The sequence below is a fragment of the Pseudomonas sp. GD04058 genome (assembly GCF_029836855.1).
Lineage (GTDB): Bacteria > Pseudomonadota > Gammaproteobacteria > Pseudomonadales > Pseudomonadaceae > Aquipseudomonas > Aquipseudomonas bharatica.
Genome location: NZ_JAOECN010000005.1, coordinates 173,688 through 198,716, shown reverse-complemented (window position 1 = coordinate 198,716; position 25,029 = coordinate 173,688). Strand labels below are relative to the sequence as shown.

Annotated in this window: 25 protein-coding genes; 10 read left to right on the top strand and 15 right to left on the bottom strand. The window is 64.4% G+C overall.

All coding sequences use genetic code 11. From position 1 onward, the window contains the following. Together N7650_RS06805 and ampC are read right to left on the bottom strand one after the other, a co-directional pair. Window positions 1-282 carry a peptidylprolyl isomerase gene (locus N7650_RS06805; RefSeq protein ID WP_064304619.1) on the bottom strand — a complete coding sequence of 94 codons (282 nt, stop codon included), beginning with the start codon at window positions 280-282 and terminating at the stop codon, window positions 1-3. A gap of 94 nt (window positions 283-376) precedes the next feature. Continuing rightward, window positions 377-1,513, bottom strand: a complete 1,137-nt coding sequence (gene ampC / locus N7650_RS06800; protein ID WP_279897574.1) for a class C beta-lactamase — start codon at window positions 1,511-1,513, stop codon at window positions 377-379. 129 nt (window positions 1,514-1,642) lie between these two features. Here ampC and N7650_RS06795 point away from each other — a divergent pair, with 129 nt between their 5' ends. From N7650_RS06795 to N7650_RS06785, 3 genes are all read left to right on the top strand, one after another. Further along, window positions 1,643-1,960 (top strand): DUF2388 domain-containing protein, encoded by a 318-nt coding sequence (locus tag N7650_RS06795; RefSeq protein WP_279897572.1) that lies wholly within the window; start codon window positions 1,643-1,645, stop codon window positions 1,958-1,960. Window positions 1,961-2,048: 88 nt separating this feature from the next. Continuing rightward, window positions 2,049-2,495 (top strand): SRPBCC family protein, encoded by a 447-nt coding sequence (locus N7650_RS06790; RefSeq protein ID WP_279897571.1) that lies wholly within the window; start codon window positions 2,049-2,051, stop codon window positions 2,493-2,495. Window positions 2,496-2,580: 85 nt separating this feature from the next. Next, window positions 2,581-3,783: an MFS transporter gene (locus tag N7650_RS06785; RefSeq protein ID WP_279897569.1), complete on the top strand. Its 1,203-nt coding sequence runs from the start codon at window positions 2,581-2,583 to the stop codon at window positions 3,781-3,783. Window positions 3,784-3,786: 3 nt separating this feature from the next. Here N7650_RS06785 and N7650_RS06780 read toward each other — a convergent pair whose 3' ends face one another. Together N7650_RS06780 and N7650_RS06775 are read right to left on the bottom strand one after the other, a co-directional pair. Then, window positions 3,787-4,257: a hypothetical protein gene (locus tag N7650_RS06780; RefSeq protein ID WP_009396999.1), complete on the bottom strand. Its 471-nt coding sequence runs from the start codon at window positions 4,255-4,257 to the stop codon at window positions 3,787-3,789. Window positions 4,258-4,319: 62 nt separating this feature from the next. After that, entirely contained in the window at window positions 4,320-5,108 is a 789-nt protein-coding gene (locus N7650_RS06775; protein WP_064304614.1) for a helix-turn-helix transcriptional regulator, read from the bottom strand. Between the two features lie 92 nt (window positions 5,109-5,200). Between N7650_RS06775 and N7650_RS06770 the strand changes: the two genes are divergently transcribed. Then, the gene (locus tag N7650_RS06770) at window positions 5,201-6,163 is read left to right on the top strand and encodes a bile acid:sodium symporter (protein WP_279897565.1); all 963 of its coding nucleotides are present in this window, start codon (window positions 5,201-5,203) and stop codon (window positions 6,161-6,163) included. A 3-nt stretch (window positions 6,164-6,166) separates the two neighbouring features. On the opposite strand, the gene N7650_RS06765 is transcribed toward N7650_RS06770, so the two are convergent. The 3 genes from N7650_RS06765 to N7650_RS06755 are packed head-to-tail and all read right to left on the bottom strand — an operon-like array spanning window position 6,167 to window position 9,689. Continuing rightward, window positions 6,167-7,447: an MBL fold metallo-hydrolase gene (locus N7650_RS06765; RefSeq protein ID WP_279897564.1), complete on the bottom strand. Its 1,281-nt coding sequence runs from the start codon at window positions 7,445-7,447 to the stop codon at window positions 6,167-6,169. After that, window positions 7,444-9,171 carry a hypothetical protein gene (locus N7650_RS06760; protein ID WP_279897563.1) on the bottom strand — a complete coding sequence of 576 codons (1,728 nt, stop codon included), beginning with the start codon at window positions 9,169-9,171 and terminating at the stop codon, window positions 7,444-7,446. The genes N7650_RS06765 and N7650_RS06760 overlap by 4 nt, the downstream gene beginning before the upstream one ends. 38 nt (window positions 9,172-9,209) lie before the next feature. Beyond that, window positions 9,210-9,689: a GNAT family N-acetyltransferase gene (locus N7650_RS06755; protein ID WP_279897562.1), complete on the bottom strand. Its 480-nt coding sequence runs from the start codon at window positions 9,687-9,689 to the stop codon at window positions 9,210-9,212. A gap of 192 nt (window positions 9,690-9,881) precedes the next feature. On the opposite strand from N7650_RS06755, the gene N7650_RS06750 reads away from it, so the two are divergent. From N7650_RS06750 to N7650_RS06735, 4 genes are all read left to right on the top strand, one after another. Beyond that, window positions 9,882-10,505, top strand: a complete 624-nt coding sequence (locus N7650_RS06750) for a LysE family translocator (RefSeq protein ID WP_279897560.1) — start codon at window positions 9,882-9,884, stop codon at window positions 10,503-10,505. An 18-nt stretch (window positions 10,506-10,523) separates the two neighbouring features. Next, a complete protein-coding gene (locus N7650_RS06745) occupies window positions 10,524-11,426 on the top strand; it encodes an alpha/beta hydrolase (protein WP_279897559.1) in 903 nt (300 codons plus the stop codon). Window positions 11,427-11,522: 96 nt separating this feature from the next. Continuing rightward, a complete protein-coding gene (locus N7650_RS06740) occupies window positions 11,523-12,392 on the top strand; it encodes a pirin family protein (protein ID WP_279897558.1) in 870 nt (289 codons plus the stop codon). Window positions 12,393-12,596: 204 nt separating this feature from the next. Beyond that, the gene (locus tag N7650_RS06735) at window positions 12,597-12,857 is read left to right on the top strand and encodes a DUF1652 domain-containing protein (protein ID WP_279897557.1); all 261 of its coding nucleotides are present in this window, start codon (window positions 12,597-12,599) and stop codon (window positions 12,855-12,857) included. Window positions 12,858-12,860: 3 nt separating this feature from the next. On the opposite strand, the gene N7650_RS06730 is transcribed toward N7650_RS06735, so the two are convergent. From N7650_RS06730 to N7650_RS06710, 5 genes are all read right to left on the bottom strand, one after another. After that, on the bottom strand, window positions 12,861-13,148 hold the full coding sequence (locus N7650_RS06730; RefSeq protein ID WP_009397016.1) for a hypothetical protein: 288 nt from the start codon (window positions 13,146-13,148) through the stop codon (window positions 12,861-12,863). Window positions 13,149-13,291: 143 nt separating this feature from the next. Beyond that, entirely contained in the window at window positions 13,292-13,702 is a 411-nt protein-coding gene (locus tag N7650_RS06725) for a hypothetical protein (protein ID WP_009397017.1), read from the bottom strand. Between the two features lie 105 nt (window positions 13,703-13,807). After that, complete coding sequence (locus tag N7650_RS06720) at window positions 13,808-15,004, bottom strand: hypothetical protein (RefSeq protein WP_279897554.1); 1,197 nt, start codon at window positions 15,002-15,004, stop codon at window positions 13,808-13,810. Window positions 15,005-15,167: 163 nt separating this feature from the next. Then, a complete protein-coding gene (locus N7650_RS06715; protein WP_009397019.1) occupies window positions 15,168-15,629 on the bottom strand; it encodes a VOC family protein in 462 nt (153 codons plus the stop codon). A gap of 146 nt (window positions 15,630-15,775) precedes the next feature. Next, a complete protein-coding gene (locus tag N7650_RS06710; protein WP_279897552.1) occupies window positions 15,776-17,398 on the bottom strand; it encodes an NADP-dependent glyceraldehyde-3-phosphate dehydrogenase in 1,623 nt (540 codons plus the stop codon). Between the two features lie 137 nt (window positions 17,399-17,535). On the opposite strand from N7650_RS06710, the gene N7650_RS06705 reads away from it, so the two are divergent. Beyond that, complete coding sequence (locus tag N7650_RS06705) at window positions 17,536-19,788, top strand: EAL domain-containing protein (protein ID WP_279897551.1); 2,253 nt, start codon at window positions 17,536-17,538, stop codon at window positions 19,786-19,788. A gap of 3 nt (window positions 19,789-19,791) precedes the next feature. Here the strand turns inward: N7650_RS06705 and N7650_RS06700 are convergent, their stop codons facing one another. Both N7650_RS06700 and N7650_RS06695 read right to left on the bottom strand, forming a co-directional pair. Next, the gene (locus N7650_RS06700) at window positions 19,792-21,300 is read right to left on the bottom strand and encodes a hypothetical protein (RefSeq protein WP_279897549.1); all 1,509 of its coding nucleotides are present in this window, start codon (window positions 21,298-21,300) and stop codon (window positions 19,792-19,794) included. 207 nt (window positions 21,301-21,507) lie between these two features. Further along, window positions 21,508-23,856, bottom strand: a complete 2,349-nt coding sequence (locus N7650_RS06695; RefSeq protein WP_279897548.1) for a DUF6543 domain-containing protein — start codon at window positions 23,854-23,856, stop codon at window positions 21,508-21,510. Window positions 23,857-23,983: 127 nt separating this feature from the next. Between N7650_RS06695 and N7650_RS06690 the strand changes: the two genes are divergently transcribed. Continuing rightward, entirely contained in the window at window positions 23,984-24,175 is a 192-nt protein-coding gene (locus N7650_RS06690) for a hypothetical protein (RefSeq protein WP_279897547.1), read from the top strand. A gap of 9 nt (window positions 24,176-24,184) precedes the next feature. Here N7650_RS06690 and N7650_RS06685 read toward each other — a convergent pair whose 3' ends face one another. Next, complete coding sequence (locus N7650_RS06685) at window positions 24,185-24,937, bottom strand: TSUP family transporter (protein ID WP_279897546.1); 753 nt, start codon at window positions 24,935-24,937, stop codon at window positions 24,185-24,187. Window positions 24,938-25,029: the final 92 nt, after the last annotated feature.

Sequence of the window (25,029 nt, the reverse complement as noted above, 5' to 3'; positions counted from 1 at the left end):
TCAGTCCTGGCGGCTGGTCACTTCCAGCAGGTGGTAGCCGAACTGGGTTTTCACCGGACCCTGCACCACGTTGATCGGCGCGCTGAACACCACGGTATCGAATTCCTTGACCATCTGGCCCGGACCGAAGGAGCCCAGGTCGCCGCCCTGGCGGCTGGACGGGCAGGTGGAGTTGGCTTTGGCGACTTCTGCGAAGTCCGCGCCGGCTTCGATCTGTGCCTTCAGTTCGTTGCACTTGTCTTCGCTGCTGACGAGGATGTGGCGGGCAGTGGCTCGGGCCATGGGGAAGTACTCCTGTTGGGAAAAGCCAGAGCCTACCGGAATTGCTGTGCGAATTCTCCTGCAAATCTGCAAGCCAAGGCGCAAGCCCTTAGGTCTACCGCTGCTCATCCAGCAACTCGAACAACCGCCAGGCCAGTTTCACCCGCTCCCCGTTCGGATAATTGCGGTTGGCCAGCAACACCACTGCGCGTTGCTGCTCCGGCACGAACGCCACATAGGCGCCAAAACCGTTGGTGGCCCCGGTCTTGTTCACCCAGGCTTTCGACTGTGGTGCCAACGGTGGATTGATCGCGTTTACGGGGCTGCCGGCCAGCGCATAGCGGTTGTCATTGCCATCGAGCAAGGTCTGCAACGCGAGGGGGTAATCGTAGTGTTCCCAGATCAGGTCCTGGGTCATCGCGCCGCGTTTGTAGTAGCCGCGGCGGGTGTCGTCCAGCGCCCGCTTCAGCGGTGCGGCCAGTTGCACCAGGCCCAGATGGGCCTCGACGTAGCGCAGCATGTCGCGGCTGCTGCTTTTAACGCCGTAGGCTTCGTCGGCCAGCACCCCGGGGTTGACCCGCACGGGAGCGTCATTCTTGTCATAGCCGCGGGCATAGAGCGCCTGCTGACTGGCCGGGACCCGGAGGTAGGTGTGATCGAGGCCGAGCTCCGGCAGCAGTTGCTCCTGCATGGCGCTGACGAACGAGGTGCCCAGTTGCCGTGCGGTGATCACCCCGAGCATGCCGATCCCCGGGTTGGCATAGGCCCGCCAGCCATCCGCTGCATGCTCGGGTTGCCAGTGCCTGAGCCAGTCGAACAACTGCGCCTGGTTGGAGATTCCCTCCGGTAGCTGCAGGGGCATGCCGCCGTTGCGGTGGGTGGCCAGGTTGATCAGGCTCAGCCTGCCGAACGCAGTGCCCGCCAGCTCCGGCAGGTATTCGGCGGCGCTGGCGTGCAGCGACAGGCGCTTGTCGATCTGCGCCCGGGCGGCGAGGGTGGCGGTGAAGGTCTTGCTGATCGAGCCCAGCTCGAACAGGGTGTCGCGGCTGACCGCTTGCCCCGTGGCCTTGTCGGCCACGCCGAACTCGTAGAAGTACTGTTTTCCATGGTCGCTGATGGCGATCGCCAGGCCGGCAACGCCGTTGTCGCGCATGACGCGTTCGGCGGCACTGCGTACCTGACTGTCGAAGGCAGGGTCTGCCACGGCAAGCAGCGGGCAGGTACACAGCAGGAGGAGGGTAGGGAAGCGCATTGGCGAGGGGTCCGCGGCGGAAAAACCGACACCCTAGCAGAACCCGCTAGGGAACTCCGACCCGGGGAAATGAATCCTAGACTGGGTAATACCTGACAATTCCGTTCAGGTAGACCGGAGGACTTCGTCATGCGGCGTATTTTGCTCGTCTCTTCATTGTTGCTTTGCCTGCCTGTTGGTTCGGCGCTGGCCCGCGTGGACGCAGGTGATGTCGCCACCTCGGCCGGCGTCTCGGCCTCGCTGTATTCCACCTTCAAGGACGACAAGCGCATCATCCCGGCCCGGGACGAGGCGTCCAGCTTCGTAGCCAGCGGCGGCGCGATCCGCGGCGCCTACCTGGAAGCCGTGTTGCAGCGTGTACGCCAGGAAAACCCTGGCCTGCAGGCCAGCGATGAAGAGCTGGCGCTGGCGATCCTGGTCAGCGACCGCTTCGAAAGCGAGCGCTGACTGGCCCGGGGCAGGTGCACGGCTGGACGTTGTCGCGGGGCTGGGCTTCACTGATAGCCTTGCCCGGATAAACCAAAGGATAGCGTCCATGAGCAACAATGCCGTGCGCCTGCACCGTGTCTTCAAGGCCCCCGTCGAGCGGGTCTACCGTGCTTTCCTCGATGCCGACGCCATGGCCAAGTGGCTACCGCCCCATGGCTTTACCTGCAAGGTCGATCATCTCGATGCACGGGTCGGCGGCACCTACAGGATGTCGTTCAGCAATTTTTCCAGCGGCCAGCGCCACGCCTTCGGTGGTGAATACCAGGAATTGCTGGTGAACGAACGCATCCGCTATACCGATCGCTTCGACGATCCCGGCCTGCCAGGGGAAATCACCGTCACCATCACGTTCAACAGCGTCTCTTGTGGCACCGAGGTGAATATCGTCCAGGCAGGCTTGCCTGACCTCATCCCCTTGGAAAGCTGCTACCTGGGCTGGCAGGAATCTCTGAACCAGTTGGTCAATCTGGTCGAGCCGGAAATTCCGGGTTAATGAAAGCGGCCCGAAAAACAGGGGTCGCGTTAATATTTTGTTACTGTTTTAATGATTGGATCCAGTTAGCAGTGGATCTCAAGTCATGTCCGACGCCTGCCCGGCCACTGTTTCAGGCCAGACCCAAACCGCTTCCCCGCGCCGCCGGGCCCTGCTGGCGGCGTGCGGTGCCCATGCCGTCAACGACGGCCTGACCGACCTGATCTACGTCCTGCTGCCGATCTGGCAAACCCAGTTCGGGCTCAGCTACGCGCAGATTGGCCTGATGCGCGGCGCGTACTCCTCAACCATGGCCGGATTTCAATTACTCGCCAGCCGCGCGGCCAGGCGCTTCGGACGGCGGGCCCTGCTCATCGGCGGCACTGCCCTGGTGGGCATGGCCTATCTGCTGGCCGGTCAGGCTGGCGGGCTGGCGGCCTTGCTGGCGGCGCTGGTGCTGGGTGGCCTGGGTGCCAGCACCCAGCATCCGTTGGCCTCTTCCCTGGTTACCGATACCCATGTGCCGGGGCGCCAGGTGAAGCAGGCGCTATCGCATTACAACTTCGCCGGTGATATCGGCAAGACCCTGGTTCCGGCACTGGTCGGTGTGTCGCTGACAGTGATGAGCTGGCGTCTCAGCGTGACCCTGGCCGGGGTCCTGGGCCTGTTGGCCGCGCTGGGGATGTACCTGCTGATACCCCGTCATATCGACCCGTCCGCCACCACTGCCGGCAAGACCGGGCTCGGGGAGGGCAAGGGCTCGCCGGGCGGCCTTCGCGCCCTGCTGGCGACCGGGTTTCTCGACAGTGCGGTGCGCATGGGCTTCCTCACCTTCCTGCCATTCCTGATCAGCGACAAGGGTGCCGGTACCGCCGGTATCGGCCTGGCCCTGACGCTGCTGTTTATCGGCGGCGCTTTCGGCAAGTTGATCTGCGGCTACCTGGGTGCACGGGTCGGGCTGTTGAAAACCGTGTGGTTCAGCGAGTCGTTGACCGCTGCACTGATCGTCGCTGCGGTGTACCTGCCCTTGAATGCCTTGATGATCCTGCTGCCGCTGCTGGGGTTGGTCCTTAACGGCACCTCGTCGGTGCTCTACGGTGTGGTTCCGGAACTGGCTGCGCCGGGGCAGCGCGAGCAGGCCTTTGCCCTGTTCTATACCGGGACCATCGGTGGCGGGGCACTGGCGCCCATCGTTTTCGGGCGCCTGGGGGATCTTGGCGGGATGCCGCTGGCCTTGATGGTACTGGCGGCGACCCTGATGTTGACCTTGCCGCTGACCTGGTTCGTAGACCGCGGTCTGGAGGCGTGAAGCTCAGCCTTGCGGCAGCTCGGCAAGGGCCTTGCCCAGGGCCTCGGCATCGCTGAACGAACGCTTCGACACCAGCTTGCCGTCTTCCAGTTGCAGCCATTGCACCTGGCCCGCGGGCACTCCGTACTGCGGAACCACCTGGCCTTCGCGATCGAGCACCACGCGGTAGCTGTAGTCGCGCATCTTCGGTATGGCGAAAAGCTTGCCGATCAGCGCTGGCATGCCCTGGATATCGGCGACGAACACCGTGTGGCGCGCTTCCAGCCAGCCCTTGGGCCGGTCGGCCAGCGCGGCCTTGACCAGCTTCGCGCCGTCCATGTCGCTGGCGGCCAGCAACACCCGGGTGCTGGCGTCGAGGGTGAACGCCTGGTCATGCTGGTCGTTCAGGGTGAAGGGCGCAAGGCGCTCGCCGACTTGCGCGGCGTTGGCCATGAGGGGCAAAAGGCCCAGAAGCAGTACGCAGGCAGCTTTCAAAGGTCGATTCCTTGTTGTAGTGACGGGAAAATCGCTGCGCCAGCATAGCAAGCGCTTCTCATTCAGGCCTGCGTCATGCTGCCGCCCCGGGCCAGTTCGCCGGGAGACAAGCCGAACAGCCTGGCGAATGCCGCACTGAATGCCGACAGCGATTCATAGCCGCAGGCCAGCGCCACGTCGGTGACCCGTTCGCCGCGCTCCAGTGCCGGCAGGGCGCTGACCAGGCGCATGCGCTGGCGCCAGGTCCGGAAGGTCATCCCGGTTTCCTTGAGAAACAGTCGGCTGAAGGTCTTTTCGCTGACGCCGGCCTTGCGGCTGGCCTCGCCCAGCCGGATATCCGCCCAGGGCCGTGCCGTGGCCTGGCGGCACAGGGCGCGCAAGCGCGGGTCGCGGGGCTGGGGCAGGACCAGGTCAAGCTGTTCGGCCAGGCACAGGCGGTCCAGCAGGACCTGCGCCAGGCGTCCATCGGCGGCCTCCTGGTCGTACTCGACCGGCAACTCGCCGAATGCGCGGATCAGCTCGCGCAGCAACGGATCGACGGCTATCACCCGGCACTCCTGGCCCGGCCATGGCGACTGCGCCGCATCGATATAGAGGCTGCGGATGCAGGCATCGGCTGTGCTTTCGACCCGATGCATCGAACCGGGCGGAATCCACACCGCGCGGTGCGGCGGCACCACCAGCCGGGCGTTATCGGTATGCACCTGCAATACGCCGTGCAGGGCATGGGAAAGCTGGCCCCAGGCATGCCGATGCCGGTAGTCCAGGGCAATGTTCGGCAAGCTGTCGCGCTGCCCGTAGAGCGGGCGGGGCAGGCTGGCGAGTTCATTCAAGTGCACGATGTTGTCCATTCGACGACATTACCGGGTTTCTGGCGTTAGCCGGAACGTGGCGAACACCCTATCGTCTTGCGCACCTCACAACAACCCGTGGAAAACACCCGATGAAACACCTGCGGTTGCTCTTCGACAACTTCACCCTGGCCTTGCTCGCAGTGATCGCCATCGCTACCTGGCTGCCGGCCTCCGGTAACGCAGCGGCAGTCTTCGAAACCCTGACCCATCTGGCTATCGGCCTGCTGTTCTTCCTGCACGGCGCCAAGCTCTCGCGCGAGGCGGTGCTCGCCGGGGCGGGACATTGGCGCCTGCACCTGCTGGTGTTCGCCTGCACCTTCGTCATGTTCCCGTTGTTCGGGCTGTTGTTGAAGCCGCTGATCCTGCCGTTGGTGGGCGATGCCCTGTACCTCGGCGTGCTGTATCTGTGCGCATTGCCGGCCACGGTGCAGTCGGCGATCGCCTTTACTTCGCTGGCCCGGGGCAACGTGCCGGCGGCGATTTGCAGTGCGGCGGGCTCGAGCCTGCTGGGCATAGTGCTGACGCCCCTGCTGGTGATGCTGCTGATGGGTGTGGAGGGCGATAGCGGCTCTAACCTGCAGGCGGTGTGGGCGATCATCCTGCAACTGCTGGTGCCCTTCGTGGCAGGGCAACTGGCCCGTCCGTGGCTCGGTGCCTGGGTGGCGCGCAATAGCGGCTGGCTGAAGTCGGTGGACCAGGGTTCGATCCTGCTGGTGGTCTATACCGCCTTCAGCGATGCGGTGGTCAGCGGGCTGTGGCGATCGGTGCCACCCTCGAAGCTGCTCGGCCTGGCCCTGGTCTGCTGCCTGCTGCTCGCCCTGGTGCTGTGGTCTACCCGCAGCCTGGGGCGCTGGCTCGGGTTCAGCCTGGAAGACCGCATCACCCTCCTGTTTGCCGGCTCGAAGAAAAGCATGGCCACCGGCGTACCGATGGCGCAGCTGCTGTTCGCCGGTGGCGCAGTGGGGACGCTGATCCTGCCGCTGATGCTGTTCCACCAGATCCAGCTGATGGTGTGCGCGGTACTGGCGCAGCGCTATGCGGTGCGGGAGTGACACTCAGAGTTCGAGGATCACTTCGTCATACAGCGCGTCCGCTGCCAGCCTGTGGGTGTCATGCAGGTCGGAGTCCTTGGCCAGTTCGTTGAGCAGCGGCACCCGCGGCACTTCGGTGTTGGCGCCTGCGCTTTTGCCGCCGTATTGGCCGGGCAGGGTGGACAGCACGCTGGTCAGGCGCCCGGCAGTTTGCGCTTCACCTTTCTTGCTGAAGCCGTTCCACAAGGTCTTGGGGGTGGCATTGAGGCTGCCATGGTGGCCGACCTTGTACAGGTCGACCGACTTCAGCAGTTCAGCGATCTCCGGCTGGTTGAGGGCATAGCGCCAGTTCTCGATCTGCGCGTCGCCGGGAAACAGCAGTTTCTTGCCGCCGGCCTCGAACAGCAGGATCAGGCTGGTGTTGTTCATCGCCTTGTCCAGCGCAGTGACGATGGACAACCACTGCGCACCCCTGGCCTCACGCACCCTTCCGGCAATCCAGCGGGCACTCTGCGGCAACTTGCTACCGCGTATCCCCGGGGCGTCGGGGAAGGGCGAGGCCGTGCTGCCAGCGCTGCTCTTGCGGGCGAACAGCAAGGGTGCGCGCAGCCAGTACTCCGGATCGCTGCGTCGTTCCCGGCGGACCTCGGCGCTTTGCTCCACGGTGGGCGGGCCGAGCACCCGGGTGCGGATTCCCGGTAGCACATCGCTCAGCGGGTCATCGCTGCCGAAATGGGCGTAGACCGCCCGGGCGCCTGGGCGGGTGCCCATGGCGATCAGGTTCTTCACCGCGCCCTTGTTGGCGATGTTGTTCTCGCCAAGAAAGCCCAGGCGCCGGTTCAGCTCCGGCGCCAGTCCCTTGGGCCCGGTATCCAGCCGCGCTTTCAACTGGCGCGCCACTTCGTTCATCCCGGCCAGGGCCTGGGCATGGCCTGCGGCCAGCGGGGCAGTGGCGTTTTCGGCCAGGTCCGGCTGTTCCGTCCAGGGTTGCAGCACCACATCGGGGTTCAACCGGGCAATGATGCTGCCGGGACCGTTGCCCTTCTTGAGCGGGTCGAACCCGCTGATATGGTCGGCATGCCGGTGGGTGGCGACCAGGGCGTCGAGCTTGCCGGCGCACTTGTCCGCGATATCGTTGGCGATAAGCAGCATTTGCGCGGCCTTGTCGACACCGGCGGGCATGCCGACGGTGCCGAAGTCGATCAACAGATGGCGGCGAGTGCCGTCCGGGTAGACGAAGCGCAGCAGGAAGCAGTCGCCGAAACCGACCTGGTAGGCGAACAGGTGCAGGCGGATCGGGCTCATGGACGGGTCTCCGAGGGCACTTGCATGGCCCGGGCGCGGTGGATGCGGGTGAGGTCGGCGGCGGAGCCGGGCTCCACGGCATCGCTGCCCGGTCCGTACAGCCATTCCAGGCGACGTACCTGCCAGCGGGCGTCGGTCAGCGGACGCTGGATGCAGTACTTGATCCGTCCGTACTGGTCGAAGATCAAGGTGCCGGCGCCATACACGGTGAATGGCGTGGTGGATTTCAGCCACTCGGGTCGCGGCTCCTTGAACACCGAGGTGAACTCGGCGCCGAACAGGTTGACCCGGCTGGTGAATTCGCAAACGGTCTCGCGCAGGATGAAGCCATCCGGTCCGAAGCGCAGGCTGGGGCGCACCGAGACCACTTCGGTGTAGGCGCGCTCGTCGATCTGTAGCACTTCGCGGTTTTCCCAGAGAAACCGAAACACTTCCTCGGAGTCGCGCAGCATCGAGTCGAAATGGCTGTTCTGATAGCGCACCTTGTCGTTGTCGGCGAACGTCAGCCAGCAGCCATCCGCGTCGGTGCGTCCGGCCGGAGGCTGGATGCCATAGGCAGCGAAGGTGTCGCGGATGATCTGTCGATAGCTAAAGCGTGAATCGTCCGGTGCCACTTGCGTGTCGACCGTCAGCAGCGCGGCGAGGTAGTCGCCGAACTCCAGGTCCAGTGGCGGTGAATAGTCGAGGGCGCGAATGGCGATGGTCAGCAACTGGTCTGCGGCCTTGGCGCCCTCGTCGATGACCGCGTCGAGGTTGTACAGGTTATCGCCGAAGGTGCCGAGGTCCTGGCAGCGCGCCACCCACAGTTCCAGCATGCAGCGCAGCATGGCGGCGGAAAAGATTTCGCCGCGGGCGTGAGGCTCGTCGTACTCGGCGCTCTCCAGCCAGGCGGTGGAAGGACGTAGTTGCACCGAGCGGCGCAGGGGGTTGGCGCGCAGGCCGCTGATGGCCTGGCCGAACTGCTCGCCAAGGCCGAACAGCAGGGTATCGGCCAGCGCATCGATCTGCAGCGAAGCGCCGTCGACTAGGCGGACACTGCCTTGCCGCTGGATCGGCAAGCCGCGATGGCAGGTCAGGGCGAACTCGACCACCTCGCGCAGGGAGAACACCGAAAGCAGCGCGATCACATCGGCGAAGCCCTCGTGGAAAGCCGCCTGGTCCGGGCCCGAGGCACGCATGAAGCCGGCGCGCAGGCCGTCGAGTATGGCGTGGGTGGTCTCGTGGGCGACGATGTCGTGGGACAGGCAGGTGAACACCCAGTCCTGCTGGTCATCCTGGAAGTAACCGAAGAACAGGGCGCGGTCTTCACGGGAGTAGAAGGCGTTGGCCTCGACGAAGGCATGGGGCACCACATGCAGCTGATGGCCGTCGAAGCCCCAGGCCACGCGTCGCCCCAGGGCCAGTTCGAAGCGCGCCAGGGTGCGCATGATCACCGCATAGACCTGCTGGCAATGGAAATCCGGACGCCCGAGCAGGCTGGCATCCGGCGGGTCGAAGGGATCGATCGCCTTGTCGTCCGGTGCTTGTTGGTAGTGATGCGGCAGGTACAGGCGATCGGCTTCGGCATCGAAATCGACCACCTTGACCCGGTAGCCGGTGGGCCCGTCGGCCAGCCGTTCCAGGGGCACGGAAACCCGGGCGAACAGCGGCTGCCCGGGCGCACGCTGCACCGCCGGGTCCTGGGCGAGGATGGTAAAGGTCTGGGTGTTAGCTTTCACGGCCATGTGTGGTTATCCCGGTGCACTCCCTTGTGGTCGCGCCATCAGCCCCTGGCGAAGGCGCGCAGGGTTTCGCCGTCCATGCGGTAGCGCACCCATTCGTCCTGGGGCTCGGCGCCGATGGATTTGTAGAAGTCGATGGCCGGTTGGTTCCAGTCCAGCACGCTCCACTCGAAGCGGCCGCAGTCATTGTCGCAGGCCAGTCGCGCCAGGTGCCGCAGGAGCAATTTGCCTGCGCCCGTGCCGCGGGCCTCCGGCGTGACGTAGAGGTCTTCCAGGTACAGGCCGTTTTGCCCCAGCCAGGTCGAGTAGCTGAAGAAATACACGGCGAAGCCGATCGCCTGGCCGTCGCGTTCGCAGATCAGCGCCCTGGCGCTGCTGTCGGCGGCGAACAGGCTGCGCTGGATGTGCTCGACGGTGGCGACCACCTCATGGCGGGCGCGTTCGTAGTCGGCAAGTTCGGTGATGAAGGCGAGGATCTGTGCAGCGTCTTCGGGGCGGGCAGGGCGGATGTTCAGAGGCATGGAGAAGTCCCGTAGGAAAAGGGTGGCGACATCGTAGTCCAGAACAACGACGTTGTAGAGGCCGCCCGCGGGCTGGAAACCGGTGCAGGCGCTTAACACTGTGGTGTACCTGATTAATTCTGCATGGCTGTATCGGTCTGCGTTCGCCCATGCACTGTAGGGTGGATCCCACAACAACCAGGATCGACCGCCATGCTGCTCACCTCCCTGAACCTGCTGTCAGCCTTCGTGCTGTTCGCTTTCGTTTCGTCCATCACACCCGGTCCGAACAACACCATGCTGATGGCTTCAGGGGTGAACTTCGGCGTGCGTCGCAGCGTCCCGCACGCGCTGGGTGTGAGCATCGGTTTCATGGTCATGGTGATGGCGGTGGGGCTGGGCCTGGGCGAGGTGTTCAAGGTCTATCCGGTGATCTATACAGTGCTGCGTTATGTCGGGGCGGCCTACTTGCTGTACCTGGCCTGGAAGATTGCCACGTCCGGTCCGATGTCGGCGGCCTCGCCGCAAAGCCGCAAGCCCCTGGGCTTCTTCGGTGCTGCCGCGTTCCAGTGGGTCAACCCCAAGGCCTGGGTGATGGCGGTCGGCGCGATCACCACCTATACGCCGGCCCAGGGCTACCTGGTCAACGTCATCGTCATCGCCCTGGTGTTCTGCTTGGTCAACCTGCCGTCGGTGTGTGTCTGGGTCATGTTCGGCAGCGCCTTGCGGCGGTTCTTGCAGGATCCCCGCCGGCTTCGGCTGTTTAACCTGCTGATGGCGACGCTGCTGGTGCTTTCGCTGTATCCGCTGGTGTTTGTAAAATCGGGTTTTTCCTGAATCCCGCTGCGAGCCCCGATGGAACTGATCCCCTGGGCGCATGATTGCGCCGAACGCTTCACCCTGCGCGGCTGGCGTTCGCCGGCCAGCGGCAAGCCGCTGCTGCATTTCATCCATGGCAACGGCTTCTGCTGCCTGGCCTACCAGCCGCTGCTGGAATTGCTGGCGGTGCATTTCGACCTGTGGCTGAGCGACGTGCAGGGCCATGGCGACAGTGATCACGGCGGGCCCTTCGTGGGCTGGAACCGCAGTGCCGAACTGGCGCTGGAAGCCTTCGATGCCGGTCGCGGGGAGTATGGGGACGTGCCTTGCTTCGCCGTTGGCCACAGTTTTGGCGGGGTGCTCACCGGGCTCATGCTGGAGCTGCAACCGCGGCTGTTCCAGCGTGCCGTGCTGCTCGATCCGGTGGTGTTCAGCCGCTCGATGATCGGGGTAATGGGGGTGGCCAGCTTGTTTGGCATGCATCGTCGCCACGGCCTGGCACGCAAGGCCGCGACCCGCCGCAGCTACTGGCCCGATCGCCAGGCGGCGCATGATTCGCTACAAGGCCGCGGTATCTTCAAGGGCTGGAGCGAAGCGGCTTTGCAGGCGTACGTCACCCATGCCATCGGCGAGTGCGGTGCGGGCGTGGTGCTGCGTTGCCGACCGAGTCGCGAAGTGGAAATCTTCAGTTCCTTTCCGAAACGCATGTGGGCGTCGCTGTCTCGTGTGCAGACGCCGACCCTGGTGCTTTACGGCGAGCAGACCTATCCCTTCGTCCCTCTGTCCCTGGCGCGCTGGGCCCGCCTCAACCCGAACGTGGTGCCGCAAAAGGTAGCCGGCGGGCACTGCTTCATGCAGGAAGACCCTCACGACAGCGCGCACCGCATCGAAGCCTGGCTTGTGCAGGCGGCAGCCGAGCCACAGTTCCGGACTGCGTGATCGTTCCATCAGTGGAACAGTGAAAGCGCTTTTTGCCCTCTACCGCCTCTTTGGTTGCATGGGTATGGTGTTGTCCATGCAACGAGGAGGTTTCTCATGAAAAAGATCCAAGGTGTGTACCAGGCACCACCCGCCCATTGGGTCGGCGACGGTTTTCCGGTGCGCAGTCTGTTCAGCTACGACAACCTGGCGCGGCATATCAGCCCGTTCCTGCTGCTGGATTATGCCGGGCCGCAGCATTTCTCACCGACCAGCGCTCGGCGTGGCGTGGGCGAACATCCCCATCGAGGTTTCGAGACGGTGACCATCGTCTACCAGGGCGAACTCGAGCATCGCGACTCCAGCGGTGCCGGCGGCTTCATCGGCCCGGGTGACGTGCAATGGATGACCGCCGCCGGGGGGATCATCCACGAGGAGTTCCATGCGCCATCGTTCGCCAGGAGCGGCGGCATGCTGGAAATGGTCCAGCTCTGGGTCAACCTGCCGGCCCGCGACAAATCGGCACCGGCGGGCTACCAAACGCTGCTGGACGCAGACATCCCACGGGTTGCCCTGGCGGATGAGGCGGGCAGCCTGCGGGTCATTGCCGGCGAGTACCTTGGCCATGAAGGCCCGGCACGGACCTTCACGCCAATGGACGTCCTGGACGTGCAACTGAAGGCAGGCAAATCGCTGCGCTTGTCAGGCGCGCAAGGGCGCAATGCTGCCCTGGTCGTGCTGCGCGGCACGGTCCGGGTCAATGCGGAAAAAAGCGTCGGCGCCGCAGAGCTGGTGCTGTTCGAACGCGACGGTGACCAGGTGCTCATCGAGGCCGACAGCGATGCCATGCTGCTCTGGTTGAGCGGCGAGCCGCTGGATGAACCCATCGTCGGCTACGGCCCGTTCGTGATGAACAGCGAGGCGGAAATCGTCCAGGCCTTCGAGGACTTCCACGCCGGCCGCTTTGGCCAGATGAGCCGGGCCTGACCTTTCGTCCGCTGCCCGCGACACGCCGTTGAACCGACGTGGTCGCGGGCCCCTCCCACGCACAGGACGTACAAGATCCGACCGCATGAGGTGATGCCCGGCATCAATGGCGCAAGCGCTTGCACATGGCTTTTTTCCATTGGACGCCGGCGCACGGCAGGTTCTGACTTGGACGGCCATCCTGGTCTGAGGAGGATCTTTATCATGCCTATGCATGGAGTGTGCGATCTGGAATTGCGCCAACTGATCGAAGGGGCGTTCCTGCCTGATCATTGCCAAGTGAGCTGTAGCGACGGGATGTCGCTGACCTTGCATTTTCCCGCCGATGCCGGGCGTCCGGCGCTGACCGTGCGTGATGTCCAGTTAAGCGAGTTGCCCAATGGCAGGGCGCTGGCCGAGTTGGTCAGCCGGGTCCGCCAGCAGCGCGAGCATGCAAGCGTGTCCCGTCTGCTGACTGGCCGGTGAGCCTTACTGGAGTTCCAGTCGCAGTTGCAGGCTGCCGTCCTGGCATTGTCGTGTCGACTGTACGATGCCCCGGCATTGATGGCCGCGCCAGGTAAAGACCAGGGTGTGGGCCCGTTCCAGGCGGTCAGGCACTGGCGGTGTGATCTGCAACTGCACGCCGGGCTTGCCGCCGATGTTCAGGGCTTCGAGCTGCACCTGGCACTCTTCGCTACGGGTCAATACGCCCAGGAAGGTATCCCTGAGATAAGCGATTTCAAGTGTCTGTGGACGGGGGGCGATAGCCGCGGCCATGGTTAGTCACCTCCTTTGAGCGGGCGGATGCTGGCTGATGGAGGTTAGACCATACCGAAGAAAGATTTTCTCAGAATATTTCAGCATGCCAAAGGGCCATCGCCGGCGATACGGCTACCGGCGATGAACCATCGACAGACAGGTTATTGACCACCACCGGAACCGGTACCGCTGCCGGTACTGGAGCCGGTGCCCGTACCTGTACCGGACCCGCCCATGCCGGTACCACTACCTGACCCCGAGCCACCCATGCCAGTACCGGAGCCACCCATACCGGAACCGCTTCCCGTGCCGTTGCGCTCGTTGCCGCGCTCGGTCCCGCGATCATCGATGGTTGGCGGACGGGTGCGATCCGTGCCGTCGGTTGGAGCACCGCCCTGGCGTCCTGGATCACTGCCCTGGATGCGCGGGTCGGTGCTGCCTGGCGCCGGCATTTCCGGTGGAACGCCGGAGCCCACTCCCGGCGAAGTGGGGTTGGTCGGCCCGGTATCGGCCATGGCATGCCCGCCAAGCATGGCAGTGAAGAGCAGGGCGGCGAAAGCTGTACGTTTCATGATCGAACTCCCTTTTTTCATGGATACCCTTCATTGGGGGATGCCCGGGGAGATTTGTGCGATCACGCAGCCGGGCGCGGCGACCAGTGGCGCTTGGCTATAGGGTTATTCCCGCCCGCGCATGAAGAACCCCGCCACGTATTTGCGGAAGGTATCCAGCCCTTTGAAATCGGCGTAGCGCCGGAAATGCTCAACTTCTGGCTCCGGGCCCATGGGTTTTTCGGTCAGGGAAATGGACAGCACCCGGTCCTGGTCGGAACTGAGTACCAGTTCGTCCATCACCTGGCCACCGATCACCGGCCGGCGCATGGTCACCCGCACGCCCTTGCTGGCCATCCAGTCGATCAGCGATACCAGCATCTTCAGCGGCTCGCGCTCTTCGTCGCGGTACACCGGAAACAGGTGCCCGCGGGACAGTACCGGCACACTGGCGACATGGATCAGTTCGTAGAAATGGCTGCCGGCACTCGTCGGTGAATACAGGACCAGGGCCAGCAAGGGCCCCGGAGTGCGGCTGCCTCCCCAGAGCAGATGATGGCCCTGGAAGTCGAAGCCGTCTTCGCTGCGTTCGTTGTAGACCTTGCGCGCCTTGATCTGGTTGACGCAATCGAGCAGCAATCCATGGCGACGATGGTTGCCGAATACCGTGGAATCCCGCAGGCGCGCCTTGAGCATCATCATGTGCTTCATGTCCAGGCGGGTTTCCAGGTAGTTGCTGGCCGGGACCCGCTCGATCAGCGGATAGCGAGCGGCGACCCCGCGCAGTTCGGCGAACTGGGCAGTCAGGTCCTTCTTCAGATGTGTGGCATAGACGTTCAGGCCACTGGCTTCGATCCAGGTCAGCAGCAGGGACAGCAGGCGGTGCTGGTCACGCTTGTCGCCGCTGCCGGCCACGCCGGGGGCATCGTCCGTGGTGGCGGCGCGGCGGAAATCTCCGAGCAGGCGCAGTGGCGCATCCGGAGCCAGCCAGGCGGCGGGCGGGGTGTCCTGGGTGTCGCTGTCGCCGGCTTCGCGCTCATCCTTGATGAACGGGCAATCGGCGGCATGTTCGGCGGTGCCGGGGTTGTTCTTGAGGAACAGCGTGCCGGTGTGGCTGTTCAGGGTGACGTTGAGCACCGGCATCGCCCTGGCATTGCAGTCGCAGGCCAGCCAGTGGCCCGCGCCACGGATCTTCATCAGCAACTGGTTGGCCTGGAGCAGGCGCGGCCCTTCCAGGGTGCCGCGGTTGAAACCGCGCAGCAGGTCGTCCTCGGCGGGGGTGAGGCTGCGGATCAGGGCGGCGTTTTTATCGATGATTCGCATGGAGGTCCTTTTCGGCAGGCAGCACATTCTTGCTGATGCTGATGGCCCAATCGCTGGCAAGCCAGCTCCCACAGGGACCGCGTGCACCACTGAACCTGTGGGAGCTGGCTTGCCAGCGATTGGGGCATCGCGGTCCCGCACGATAAATCAAATCAACAGGAAATTAACCACCAAACAACTTCGCCGCACGGGCGCGGATCTCTTCCGGGCTGAGGTCCTCCTTGTGCGTCGAAACGAACCACAGGTTGCCGAACGGATCCTTCAGCGTGCCGCTGCGATCACCATAGAACTGGTCCTGCACCGGGCTGACCGGAGTGGCGCCTGCCTCGATCGCTCGGGCATAACGCGCATCGACGTCCTCCACGTACAGATGCAGCCCGACGGAGACCCCCGGTTGCGACTGGCTGCTGACCAGCGAGGCCTGGTCGCAGGGCTCGGCGAGCATGATCGAGGAGTCGCCGATCTTCAGTTCGGCGTGGCCGATGCGGCCGTCCGGGCCTTCGAGACGGAACATCTCGACGGCGCCGAAGGCGGCCTTGTAGAAATCGATGGCCTGGTGGGCATTCTTGATGCCCAGGTAGGGGGTGATGCTGTGCGCCCCCTCGGGGATGGGTTTTGCTGCCATTGCCTGTTCCTCCTGTACAAAAACGATGGACTCGTTCCGAAAACGATATTCGGGCATAGAGCTGTATGTTTGTACAGGATCGGCAAAAGTGCAAATCCGTTGGTGCGACCACAGGACAGGCGGGCATGAAGCCCGCCGGACGGTGCTCAGAAGATGTAGTCGGTGGTCAGGAAGCTCGATTCGCGGTTGCGGATGATGTCGCTGATCAGTTGCTTGTTGGCTTCCTGGAACCGCGTGGCCACCAAGGTGCGGATGGAGAATACCCGCAGCGCGTCGTGCACCGACAGGGTGCCTTCGGCGGAGTTCTTGCGGCCGTTGAACGGGAACGTGTCGGGGCCGCGCTGGCACTGGGCGTTGATATTGATCCGGCCGACCTGGTTGGCGAAGGTGTCCACCAGCATGCCGATATCCTTGGAGTTGGTGCCGAACAGGCTGAGCTGCTGGCCGAAATCGGAGTCCAGCACATAGTCGATCACCGTGTGCAGTTCGCGGTAGGGCACCACCGGCACCAGCGGGCCGAACTGTTCCTCGTGGTAGACGCGCATCGCCGGGCTCACCGGGTACAGCAGCGCGGGGTAGAAGAACGAACCGCGGCTCTGCCCGCCACCTGGGTTGAGCACCCTGGCGCCATGCTCCAGGGCATCGGCAACCAGGCCGTTGAGGTAGTCGATCTTGCCGGGTTCGGGCAGCGGGGTCAGGCCCACGCCCGGGGTCCATGGCATGCCGGCCTTGAGCGCTGCGAGCCGGGCCTGGAATTTCTCGAGGAAGGCCTGCACCACTTGCTCGTGGACGAACAGGATCTTCAGCGCCGTGCAGCGCTGGCCGTTGAACGACAGGGCGCCGGTCAAGGCTTCGTTGACCGCGTTGTCCAGGTCGACCTCGGGCAGGACGATGCCGGGGTTCTTCGCATCCAGGCCCAGCGCCGCGCGCAGGCGGTGCGGGCGAGGGTGGAGTTTCTTCAGGTCGCTGGCGGCCTTGTTGGTGCCGATGAAGGCGAACACGTCCACCTTGCCGCTGGCCATCAGGGCGCTGACGGTTTCGCGGCCACGGCCGTAGATCACGTTGATCACCCCGGCCGGGAAGCTGTCGCGGAAGGCTTCGAGCAACGGGCGGATCAGCAGCACGCCGAACTTGGCCGGCTTGAACACCACGGTGTTGCCCATGATCAGCGCCGGGATCAGGGTGGTGAAGGTCTCGTTGAGCGGGTAATTGTAGGGGCCCATGCACAATGCCACGCCAAGCGGTGCGCGACGGATCTGGCCGAGGGTGTCCTGTTCCAGTTCGAAACGGCTTGAGCGGCGGTCCAGTTCCTTGAGGGCGCCGATGGTATCGACGATGTAATCGCAGGTGCGGTCGAATTCCTTCTCGGCGTCCTTGAGGTTCTTGCCGATTTCCCACATCAGCAGCTTCACCACCGCCTCGCGTTGCTGGCGCATGCGCCCGAGAAAACCTTCGACATGGCGGATGCGCTCGGCCACGCGCATCGTTGGCCAGGCGCCGCGCCCCTTGTCGTAGGCATGCACAGCGGCGTCCAGAGCGGTGAGGGCGGTGTCGGCATCCAGCAACGGGGCGCTGCCGAGGATCACCTGCTGCTCGCTGCCATCGTCCTGTTTCAGCCACACCGGGCTGCGCACCGTGGCCAGCGGGCCTTCCCAGCGGCGCAGTTCGCCTTCCACCAGGTAGTCGCGTTGTTCCAGGGGTGGCCCCAGGCGCCAGGCCTCGGGGATTTCCTCGGCAGTGGGAAACAGCGAATCCAGCAAACGATCCATGGCACGACACCTCTTTTTCTTTGATGGGTGAAACGTTTCAGTCGAGAATAACGCCGCACTGCAAAAAAAAGCCAGCGCACCTCAATATTGTTTTGCCATCGCCGATAACCCGGGAAACGGACGCAAGCAGCCGGCGTATGACGACAAGAATACTGGTCCAGGGCAATACCACCCGAGTTCTCCCCACCCGCGTGCGCTCCACCGCCTATCGCCTGCTACCGCTTGGCTTTGCCGTGATCGGCATCGGGCTTTCCGTTGCCCTTGGCCGGCTCGATATACAACGTCAGGAAAGCGAGCAGTTCGCCAATGCCAGCGTGCGCCTGTCGGGTATTCGTGCCGCCCTGGAGGCGCAGATGCGCTCGGCCTTTGGTGAGACCGAGGGCATCGCCCAATTGCTCAGTGCCGATGGCGATATTTCCACGGCGCATTTTCACGACATGGCGCGCCAGGCCCTGGAGTCGGTGTCCTATATCCGCCATATCTCGGTGGCACCCAACGATGTGGTCGCCGATGTCTACCCGCTTAACGCCAACCACAATGAACGTATCGTCGGGCTCGACTACCGCCTGCTGCCTGCACAATACCCGCTGGTGCAACGGGCGCGGGAGAGCGGCGATGCGGTGCTGGCCGGACCCGTGCAGCTGTACCAGGGCGGTCGCGGCCTGATCTACCGGCGGCCGGTGTTCCTTAAGGGCCACAAGGGGGTGCGCCTGTACTGGGGCAACGTCTCGGTAGTGGCGGATATCGACAGCCTGTTGCGGGCCGCCGGCGTGGTCGAGGATTCCACCTTCCGCCTGGCGCTGCGCGGTGCCGATGGCGCGGGCGCGGCGGGGGCGATGATCTGGGGCGAGGCGCGACTGTTCGCCGATTCGGCGGTCACCTTGAACGTCGATGTGCCAGGCGGAACCTGGCAACTGGCGGCAATGCCGCGCAGCGGCTGGTCGTCGATCAGCCTGTTCGGTTCGCCATTGTTCCTCTTCGCCCTGTGCGCCACGGGCCTGTTCAGTGTCTTCGTCGCCCAGTTGAATCGAAGCAACCGCCTGATCAACCAGCGCAACGCCGAGCTCAAGCATTCCCAGGCACAACTTGAGCGCCTGGCCCACTACGACGCCATTACCGGCCTGCCCAACCGCGTGCTGTTCCTGCGTCGCCTGGAAGAGGCACTGGCGGCGCCACGGATACAGAGCGCCGTGCTGTTGCTGGATATCGACGGTTTCAAGCAGGTTAACGACAGCCTCGGCCACGACCTCGGCGACCTGCTGCTGGGGCAGGCCGCGCAGCGCCTGGTGGCCGGGATCGGCGCCAATGACACAGTGTGCCGGCTGGGTGGCGACGAGTTCGCGTTCATTCTGGCCCGGGCCGGCAGCCCGGACGAGGTGGGCAGGGTGGTGGATGGCCTGTTGCGCGCGCTGCAACGGCCTTTCGACCTCAAGGGCAATGCCGCGCTGGTCAGCGGCAGCATTGGTGTCGCGTTGTGCCCGGAGCACGGGCTCAGCGCCGAAATCCTGATGCGCCATGCCGACACCGCCATGTACGCGGCCAAGGAAGGCGGACGCAACGCCTGGCGTCTGTACCACGCTGACATGACCGCTCGCCTGCAGCAGCGCCTGGCGATGGAAAGCGCTCTACGCCGCGCCCTGGAGCAACGCGAGTTCGAGCTCTGGTACCAGCCGCGCATCGACCTGTTCAATGGCCGTGTCGAAGGCGCCGAAGCCCTGCTGCGCTGGCGCGACCCGCAGCAGGGCCTGGTGTCGCCAGGCGATTTCATCCCGCTGGCCGAACGCACTGGCTTGATCATTCCCTTGGGCGAGCAGGTTCTGGACATGGTCTGCCAGCAGATCCGCCAATGGCGTGATCGCGAATTGCTGCCGGGTCCGATCGCCATCAATGTCGCCGCCTTGCAGATCGAGCGCAGCGACTACGTGCAAAGCCTTGTCCGCTGCCTGGAGCGTCACGGGCTGGGCGCCGAGCTGCTGGAAGTGGAAATCACCGAGAGCCTGCTGATGGAAAGCCAGCAGCGTGCCTGCGAGGTGCTGGCACAGTTGCAGGCGCTGGGCGTTGCCACGGCAGTGGACGACTTTGGCACCGGTTATTCGTCGCTGGCTTACCTAAAGGCTTTGCCTATCGATCATCTGAAGATCGACCGGGCCTTCATCAAGGACCTGCCCCATGGCGAGAACGACGTCGCGATTACCCGGGCGATCATCGACCTGGGGCATGCCCTCGGCTACCGCATCACCGCCGAAGGCATCGAGACCGAAGAACAGCATCAATTCCTGCGCAATGCCGGCTGCGATCATGGCCAGGGTTACCTGATCGGCCGGCCAATGCCTGCGCAGCGCTTCGAGCATTGGCTGGCCGGGGAACGCTTTACCAGCGTGCAGTACTGAGTGCTACCAGTGGGTCTGGCTGCCGTCGGCGATACTGCGGGTCAGGTCGTCCAGCAGGCGCTGGCGTTCGCGTTCCAGTTGCTGGCGCAGGTGGTTGGCTTCGTTGAGGTATTCGCCTTCACTGAGCAGGTTTTCCGCATCCAGCAACTGGGCGTTCGCCTGTTCCTGCACTTGTTCGAACTGCACGTGGTAGCGCTGTTCCAGATGGCGCGTCCAGAACGGCAGGACCGGGTCGCCGTTGGGTTGTTCGGCAAGGATGGCGTCGCGTCCCATAGCCGTTGTGCCGTCGATCAGGCGCAATTGGTCGTGCAGGGCACTGGTCCACGGGCCATCGAGCAAGTGCGCCTGCTGCTGCACACCGCCAAGATTCACCGGCTCACGCGCGGTGGGTGCAATTCGCAAACGTAGCTGAGGGTCGTTGCCCAGGCGTTGCAGGGTCAGGGCGCGCAGGGCTTCCATAGGTTCCGCGCCGAGGCCTGGCAGGCGGACAAGCAAGGCCTGGTCGACCGCCAGGCTGCGGGCAGCGGCCACGGCGACGTTCAGGTAATGCTCGGTGCGCTGGCGCGGTGTGGCGAAGGGCTCTGGCTGCTGCAGATCGGCGAGCAGCTCGTAGTGCAGCAGCTTGCTGGCGTCGATGCGCTGCGCCGCGGCCCGGGCCAGCGGACTGCCTTCCAGCCAGTGCAACATGAACCAGAAGCGCCGCCGGGTAGTGATCGGCGCGGCCTGGTACGCGGGCTCGTCGGCTACCCCGCGCAGGTCGCGGCGGTACTCCACCGGCAGCATGCGGGCCAGGCGTTGCCAGCAGGCCTGGGTCGAGTCGTCGGCGTCCAGCAGCAGGCTGGTGTAGTCGTCCTCGGCCACCAGCAGGTCGATGCCGGTGGCCTGGTAATGGACGTCGATGCGGTTCAGCGCGTCTTCGTCCAGTGGATTGTGTTCCAGGCTCAGGGCACGCTGGGCTTCGGCCGACAATTGTTGCTCCAGCCCCGGAGTCAGCACGCTGATGTGATTGGAAGACAGGTCCAGGTGCTCCAGGTTCGGCAAACGCTCCAGATGCATGGGCATTTCATAGAGCGAACAGTCGAACAGGTTGGCCTCGATCAGGTTCGGCGCGGCGGGCAGGTACGGTGTAACGGTCAGCGGGTTGCCGGACAGGTTCAGGCGCTCCAGGGCCGGGTAGCTGGCCAGCGCCTCCTGGCACGCCGGGCTCCAGAGGATATTGTTGTCGGTCAGCTCCAGGCTTCGCAGTGTTGGAGGCAGGCCAGCGGGTAGCGTTTCGAGCTCCATGGCACTGGCGAACAGTGTACGCAACCCGGGCAACTGCCTGGTCAACAGGTAGGGTATCGAGCGCAGTGGGTTGCCGCTCAGGTGCAGTTCTTCGACGTGGCCGAAGGCACCGGCCAGGTGAGGCAGGGTGGCGAGGTCCTCGTCCGTCAGGCCGATGGAGGACAGGTCCAATTCGCGCAGGTTGAGCTGGTTGCGTTGCCAACTGCGGATCAAGGTGTCCCGCGCCACGGTGCGCCGTGGTGCGGCCGCAGCCCACTGACCCAGGGCGGTGCGCAGGTAGTCCAGTTGTTGTTCAAGTGCACGCAGTTCAAGGTGTGGCTGTTTGCCGGCGTCGCTCCAGGCGCGCAGCGCATTGCCCGCCTGTTCGTCATTGCTGGCCGGATACAGCCGGCAATAGCGCGCCCGCAGCGGATCGACGGGTGTTCGGAACGAGGGCTAGTGAAAGCTGCGGGGCGCGGCATCGAAACCGCCCAGCAGGCGGCCCTCGTCGCGCCAGCCAGCGCTGTGGCCTGACCAGATCAAGCTGCGCGTGCGCACGGGTTGCAGCAGGGCCTGTTCGACGATGCGATTTTTCAAGGCCCGCGGGGAGTTGACGAGTTCGGGGAGCGCCTGGTCGATGGCATCGAACAGGTCAGCATGCACCGGACCGATGGGGTTGCTGCGGTAGCCATCAGGACCTTTGACGATCAGCCGCACGTCCTTGGCGAAGCGGTCGCCGGCCCGCTCCAGCAATGGTCCGGATCGATCGCCGGCGCGCAGCTCCAGGGTGCACTCGGCTGGCCAGCCAGCCTGCTCAGGCAGGCTGAGCAAGGCCAGGCGCTCGCTGGCCGGGAGGCAACGGGCCGGGTGGTAGAGGCCCTCGAGCACTGCCTCCAGCGGGTCTTGCGCGGGCAGGCCGGCGCGCAGGCGTTGCAGGGTCGCAAGCAGGCGTGGTGGCGTTGCGCTGTGCCCGAGGTAGACGTCCAGCAGTTCATCCCGGGTGGTGTCGCTGATGCGACAGGCGATATCCAGTTCGTCGTCGCTGTACTGCGCCACCTTGCTGCCGAGGCGGCGCAGCAGGGTGGCCTGCGGCCATTCAAGGGGGCGCTCATGAGCACCGTGCCAAGCCCCGTCGCCGTTGTGTTCAAGTAGCGGTTTCGCAGCCTTGGGATTGTGCGGATGGCGGATCTGCCAGCGCTGGCCTTCGGCATGGCGCTGCACGCGGTAATGACCTTCATCCAGTTGCAGGTAATGCTCCCCTGCGCTCTCCAGCAAGCCCAGCCCGTTGCGTTGGCCAGCGGCAGGCGGATCAACGCGGTAGGGTCTGAGATCGCCGTTCCACAGGCGTGGCGTACCGTCGGGGCGCAGCACCTCGACCAGCTTCGAGCGCAGCTTGCCGGCGTAATGCAGGGCAACGCCAGTGGCCACCGCCGTGCCGATATCGATGGCCAGCGCCTTGGCGTGCTCGAGGGCGCCATCGATGTCGCCCTGTTCCCAGGCTTCCACGCCTTCGTAGATTTCGTCGAGAACCTGCGCGGCGAACACCAGCATCATCAAAGTGCCGGCGGCTGGAATGAAAAACGCTGCGACGCCCAGCACGTCGAGTCCGACAGACTCCCAGTAATGCAGGCGCCGCTGGCGCGCGGCTTCGTCCGCTTCGGCACTGGGCACGGCCAGCAGCCGCGCCTCGTTGCGCAGGCGACGGTAGTGACGGTCCTGAAGGAACGGGAAAAGATCATCCTCGATACGCTTGCATTCCCAGTGCAGATCAGCGTCGGCCGCAGCGCTCCATCGCCGATCGCGGTCGCTGGCCAGGGTCTGGCCGGTAAGGTTGCGTTGCAACACACTGGCGAAATGTTCGAGCTTGTCCTGCTGGATGAAGGTGTAGAAGCGCTGGCGCAGGGCGGGATCGCAGAGTTGCCGCAGCAATGCGCGCTGGCAGGCCGCCAGGCTAGGGTAATGGGTCAGCGCCCGGGGCATGCCGGGCAGGTACAGGAACAGCGCTTCGCTGTGGGCCGGGCGGATCAGCAGGGCGTCGAGGACATCCACGCCGAACAGGCTGAAATGCTGGCAACGCGGGGCGTCGCTTGCGCCGTCGATCAAGCGCTGGACCTGGGCATGGTCGCCCTCCAGGCCGCGCATGCGCGCGACGATCAATTCCAGTTGCAGGGCCTCGCGGCGGGCGCGGATGCCCAGGCTGCGCACCTCCTCGCGGTTAAACACCTGCTCCAGATGCTGCTGGTAGCGTTGGCCAAGGTCCAGCTCATGGCACTGCGCGGCAAACTGCGCCGCGCTGAAGGGCAGGGCATCGAAGCTGTAGCGAGCATAGCCGTTGAACGAGCCGACCTTGAAGTCGCCGTTGATGGCCGCGCTTTCCGGTTGCATTTCCGCATCTTTCTCAAAGTTCTGCAGGGCGGCCTGCAGCAGCGGCTCGACCCTGTGGTTAAGGTCGGTAGCCAGCGCTTTCCAGTTCCAGTCGCGGGTAAAACGCACGAACTTCAGGTTCTTCGGTTCCAGGCCACCCAGTCCGAACTGTTGCATCAGCAATGGCCCGCTGAACTCGGGGATGCTGCGCAGGTCGGCGGTGGCCCTTGCCAGGGCGAAGGTCACCTCGCGGTTGCGCTGTTGGGCATTGGCCAGGGCCAGGCGCAGCTCGGGCGAGGCGCTGTTGGCCCAGGTGCAGTTGGAATAATCCTCAAGGTGTTTCAGCCGGGCCAGTTGCTCCGGCGTCAGATGCTCCAGCCAGCGCGGCAGGCGCTCCTTGACATGCAGGTCATGAAAGGTGGGGGAGGTGTTTTCGCTCATCGATGGCACTCCGTGTTGAAGGAGTGCAAGCACACCGCGTCCTGCCGGACAGGAGGTGGCACATAGTTATACGGGGCGGTGGCTATAGTGACAGGAAACCGATGATATTCAGCCTAAGGGGGTGCACATGGCACTGATCAGCCGCGAAGTCTGGTGGTTCGAACCGCCCAAGCCGGGTCAGACGGAAAAGGACCTGCGCTGGGGGTTCCTGGAAATCCACAGCGACGGCCAGGCGCGGTTTATCGATGAACGGCCAACCGACAAGCAGATGATGGAGCGCAAGAGCTGTCGGCGGTTTCCCAAGGTCGGCGAGGAATGACGGGCAGTTTCAATCGGTTATGCCGAAGATCGACAGCGCCATCCGGCCTATCAGGAACACCAGCAGTATCAGGAAGAACACCCGGATGAATCCGCTGCCGTAACGCAGCGCGAGAACAGTGCCGGTCAGCGAGCCGGCCATGTTGCTTAGACAGACCAGCCCACCCACGGCCCACAGCACGTTGCCTGACGGAATGAAAAACATCAGGGCGGCGGTGAACGTGGCGAGGTTGACCAGCTTGGCCGAGGCAGAAGCATTGAGAAAGTCGAAGCCGAAGCATTTGACGAAGGCGAACAGCAAGAGGCTGCCGCTGCCGGGGCCGAACAGTCCGTCGTAGAATCCGATCAGGCCGCCCAGCAGCAGGCCCTGTATCACCTGCCGTGTGCCGATTGCCAGCTTCGCATGGGTCTGGCCGAGATCCTTTCTGGCAAAGGTATAGACCGCCATGGCGACCAGGATGACGAACACCACCGGCTCCATCACGGATTTGGGGATCAACGACACCGACCAGGCGCCGAGGAAGGCGAACAGGAATGCCGAAAGCATGGTCGGCAGCATGAGCTTCCAGACGATCTGGATGCGTTTGGCGTAGCTGAAGATCGACGCGAGATTGCCGGCCAGCACGGCGAGCTTGTTGGTACCCAGGACCGTGGCGACGCTTTGTTGCGGAAACGCATGCAGCAGGGCAGGGACCTGGACCAGGCCGCCGCCACCGACGGCAGCGTCGATCAGGCCGCCAAAGAACGCGAACACGGCCAGCATCAACAGCGTGGTTTCTAACTCGATCATTCAGTTTGGATCCGGCATTCAGCTGGTGATCGGGGGCGCAACGTTAAACCCGTTGCGCCCCCCCG

Coding starts and splice junctions, on each gene's coding strand:
- N7650_RS06805 (WP_064304619.1), bottom strand. CDS start 282: ATGGCCCGAGCCACTGCCCGCCACATCCTCGTCAGCAGCGAAGACAAG.
- ampC (WP_279897574.1), bottom strand. CDS start 1,513: ATGCGCTTCCCTACCCTCCTCCTGCTGTGTACCTGCCCGCTGCTTGCC.
- N7650_RS06795 (WP_279897572.1), top strand. CDS start 1,643: ATGCGGCGTATTTTGCTCGTCTCTTCATTGTTGCTTTGCCTGCCTGTT.
- N7650_RS06790 (WP_279897571.1), top strand. CDS start 2,049: ATGAGCAACAATGCCGTGCGCCTGCACCGTGTCTTCAAGGCCCCCGTC.
- N7650_RS06785 (WP_279897569.1), top strand. CDS start 2,581: ATGTCCGACGCCTGCCCGGCCACTGTTTCAGGCCAGACCCAAACCGCT.
- N7650_RS06775 (WP_064304614.1), bottom strand. CDS start 5,108: ATGGACAACATCGTGCACTTGAATGAACTCGCCAGCCTGCCCCGCCCG.
- N7650_RS06770 (WP_279897565.1), top strand. CDS start 5,201: ATGAAACACCTGCGGTTGCTCTTCGACAACTTCACCCTGGCCTTGCTC.
- N7650_RS06765 (WP_279897564.1), bottom strand. CDS start 7,447: ATGAGCCCGATCCGCCTGCACCTGTTCGCCTACCAGGTCGGTTTCGGC.
- N7650_RS06760 (WP_279897563.1), bottom strand. CDS start 9,171: ATGGCCGTGAAAGCTAACACCCAGACCTTTACCATCCTCGCCCAGGAC.
- N7650_RS06755 (WP_279897562.1), bottom strand. CDS start 9,689: ATGCCTCTGAACATCCGCCCTGCCCGCCCCGAAGACGCTGCACAGATC.
- N7650_RS06750 (WP_279897560.1), top strand. CDS start 9,882: ATGCTGCTCACCTCCCTGAACCTGCTGTCAGCCTTCGTGCTGTTCGCT.
- N7650_RS06745 (WP_279897559.1), top strand. CDS start 10,524: ATGGAACTGATCCCCTGGGCGCATGATTGCGCCGAACGCTTCACCCTG.
- N7650_RS06740 (WP_279897558.1), top strand. CDS start 11,523: ATGAAAAAGATCCAAGGTGTGTACCAGGCACCACCCGCCCATTGGGTC.
- N7650_RS06735 (WP_279897557.1), top strand. CDS start 12,597: ATGCCTATGCATGGAGTGTGCGATCTGGAATTGCGCCAACTGATCGAA.
- N7650_RS06730 (WP_009397016.1), bottom strand. CDS start 13,148: ATGGCCGCGGCTATCGCCCCCCGTCCACAGACACTTGAAATCGCTTAT.
- N7650_RS06725 (WP_009397017.1), bottom strand. CDS start 13,702: ATGAAACGTACAGCTTTCGCCGCCCTGCTCTTCACTGCCATGCTTGGC.
- N7650_RS06720 (WP_279897554.1), bottom strand. CDS start 15,004: ATGCGAATCATCGATAAAAACGCCGCCCTGATCCGCAGCCTCACCCCC.
- N7650_RS06715 (WP_009397019.1), bottom strand. CDS start 15,629: ATGGCAGCAAAACCCATCCCCGAGGGGGCGCACAGCATCACCCCCTAC.
- N7650_RS06710 (WP_279897552.1), bottom strand. CDS start 17,398: ATGGATCGTTTGCTGGATTCGCTGTTTCCCACTGCCGAGGAAATCCCC.
- N7650_RS06705 (WP_279897551.1), top strand. CDS start 17,536: ATGACGACAAGAATACTGGTCCAGGGCAATACCACCCGAGTTCTCCCC.
- N7650_RS06695 (WP_279897548.1), bottom strand. CDS start 23,856: ATGAGCGAAAACACCTCCCCCACCTTTCATGACCTGCATGTCAAGGAG.
- N7650_RS06690 (WP_279897547.1), top strand. CDS start 23,984: ATGGCACTGATCAGCCGCGAAGTCTGGTGGTTCGAACCGCCCAAGCCG.
- N7650_RS06685 (WP_279897546.1), bottom strand. CDS start 24,937: ATGCTGGCCGTGTTCGCGTTCTTTGGCGGCCTGATCGACGCTGCCGTC.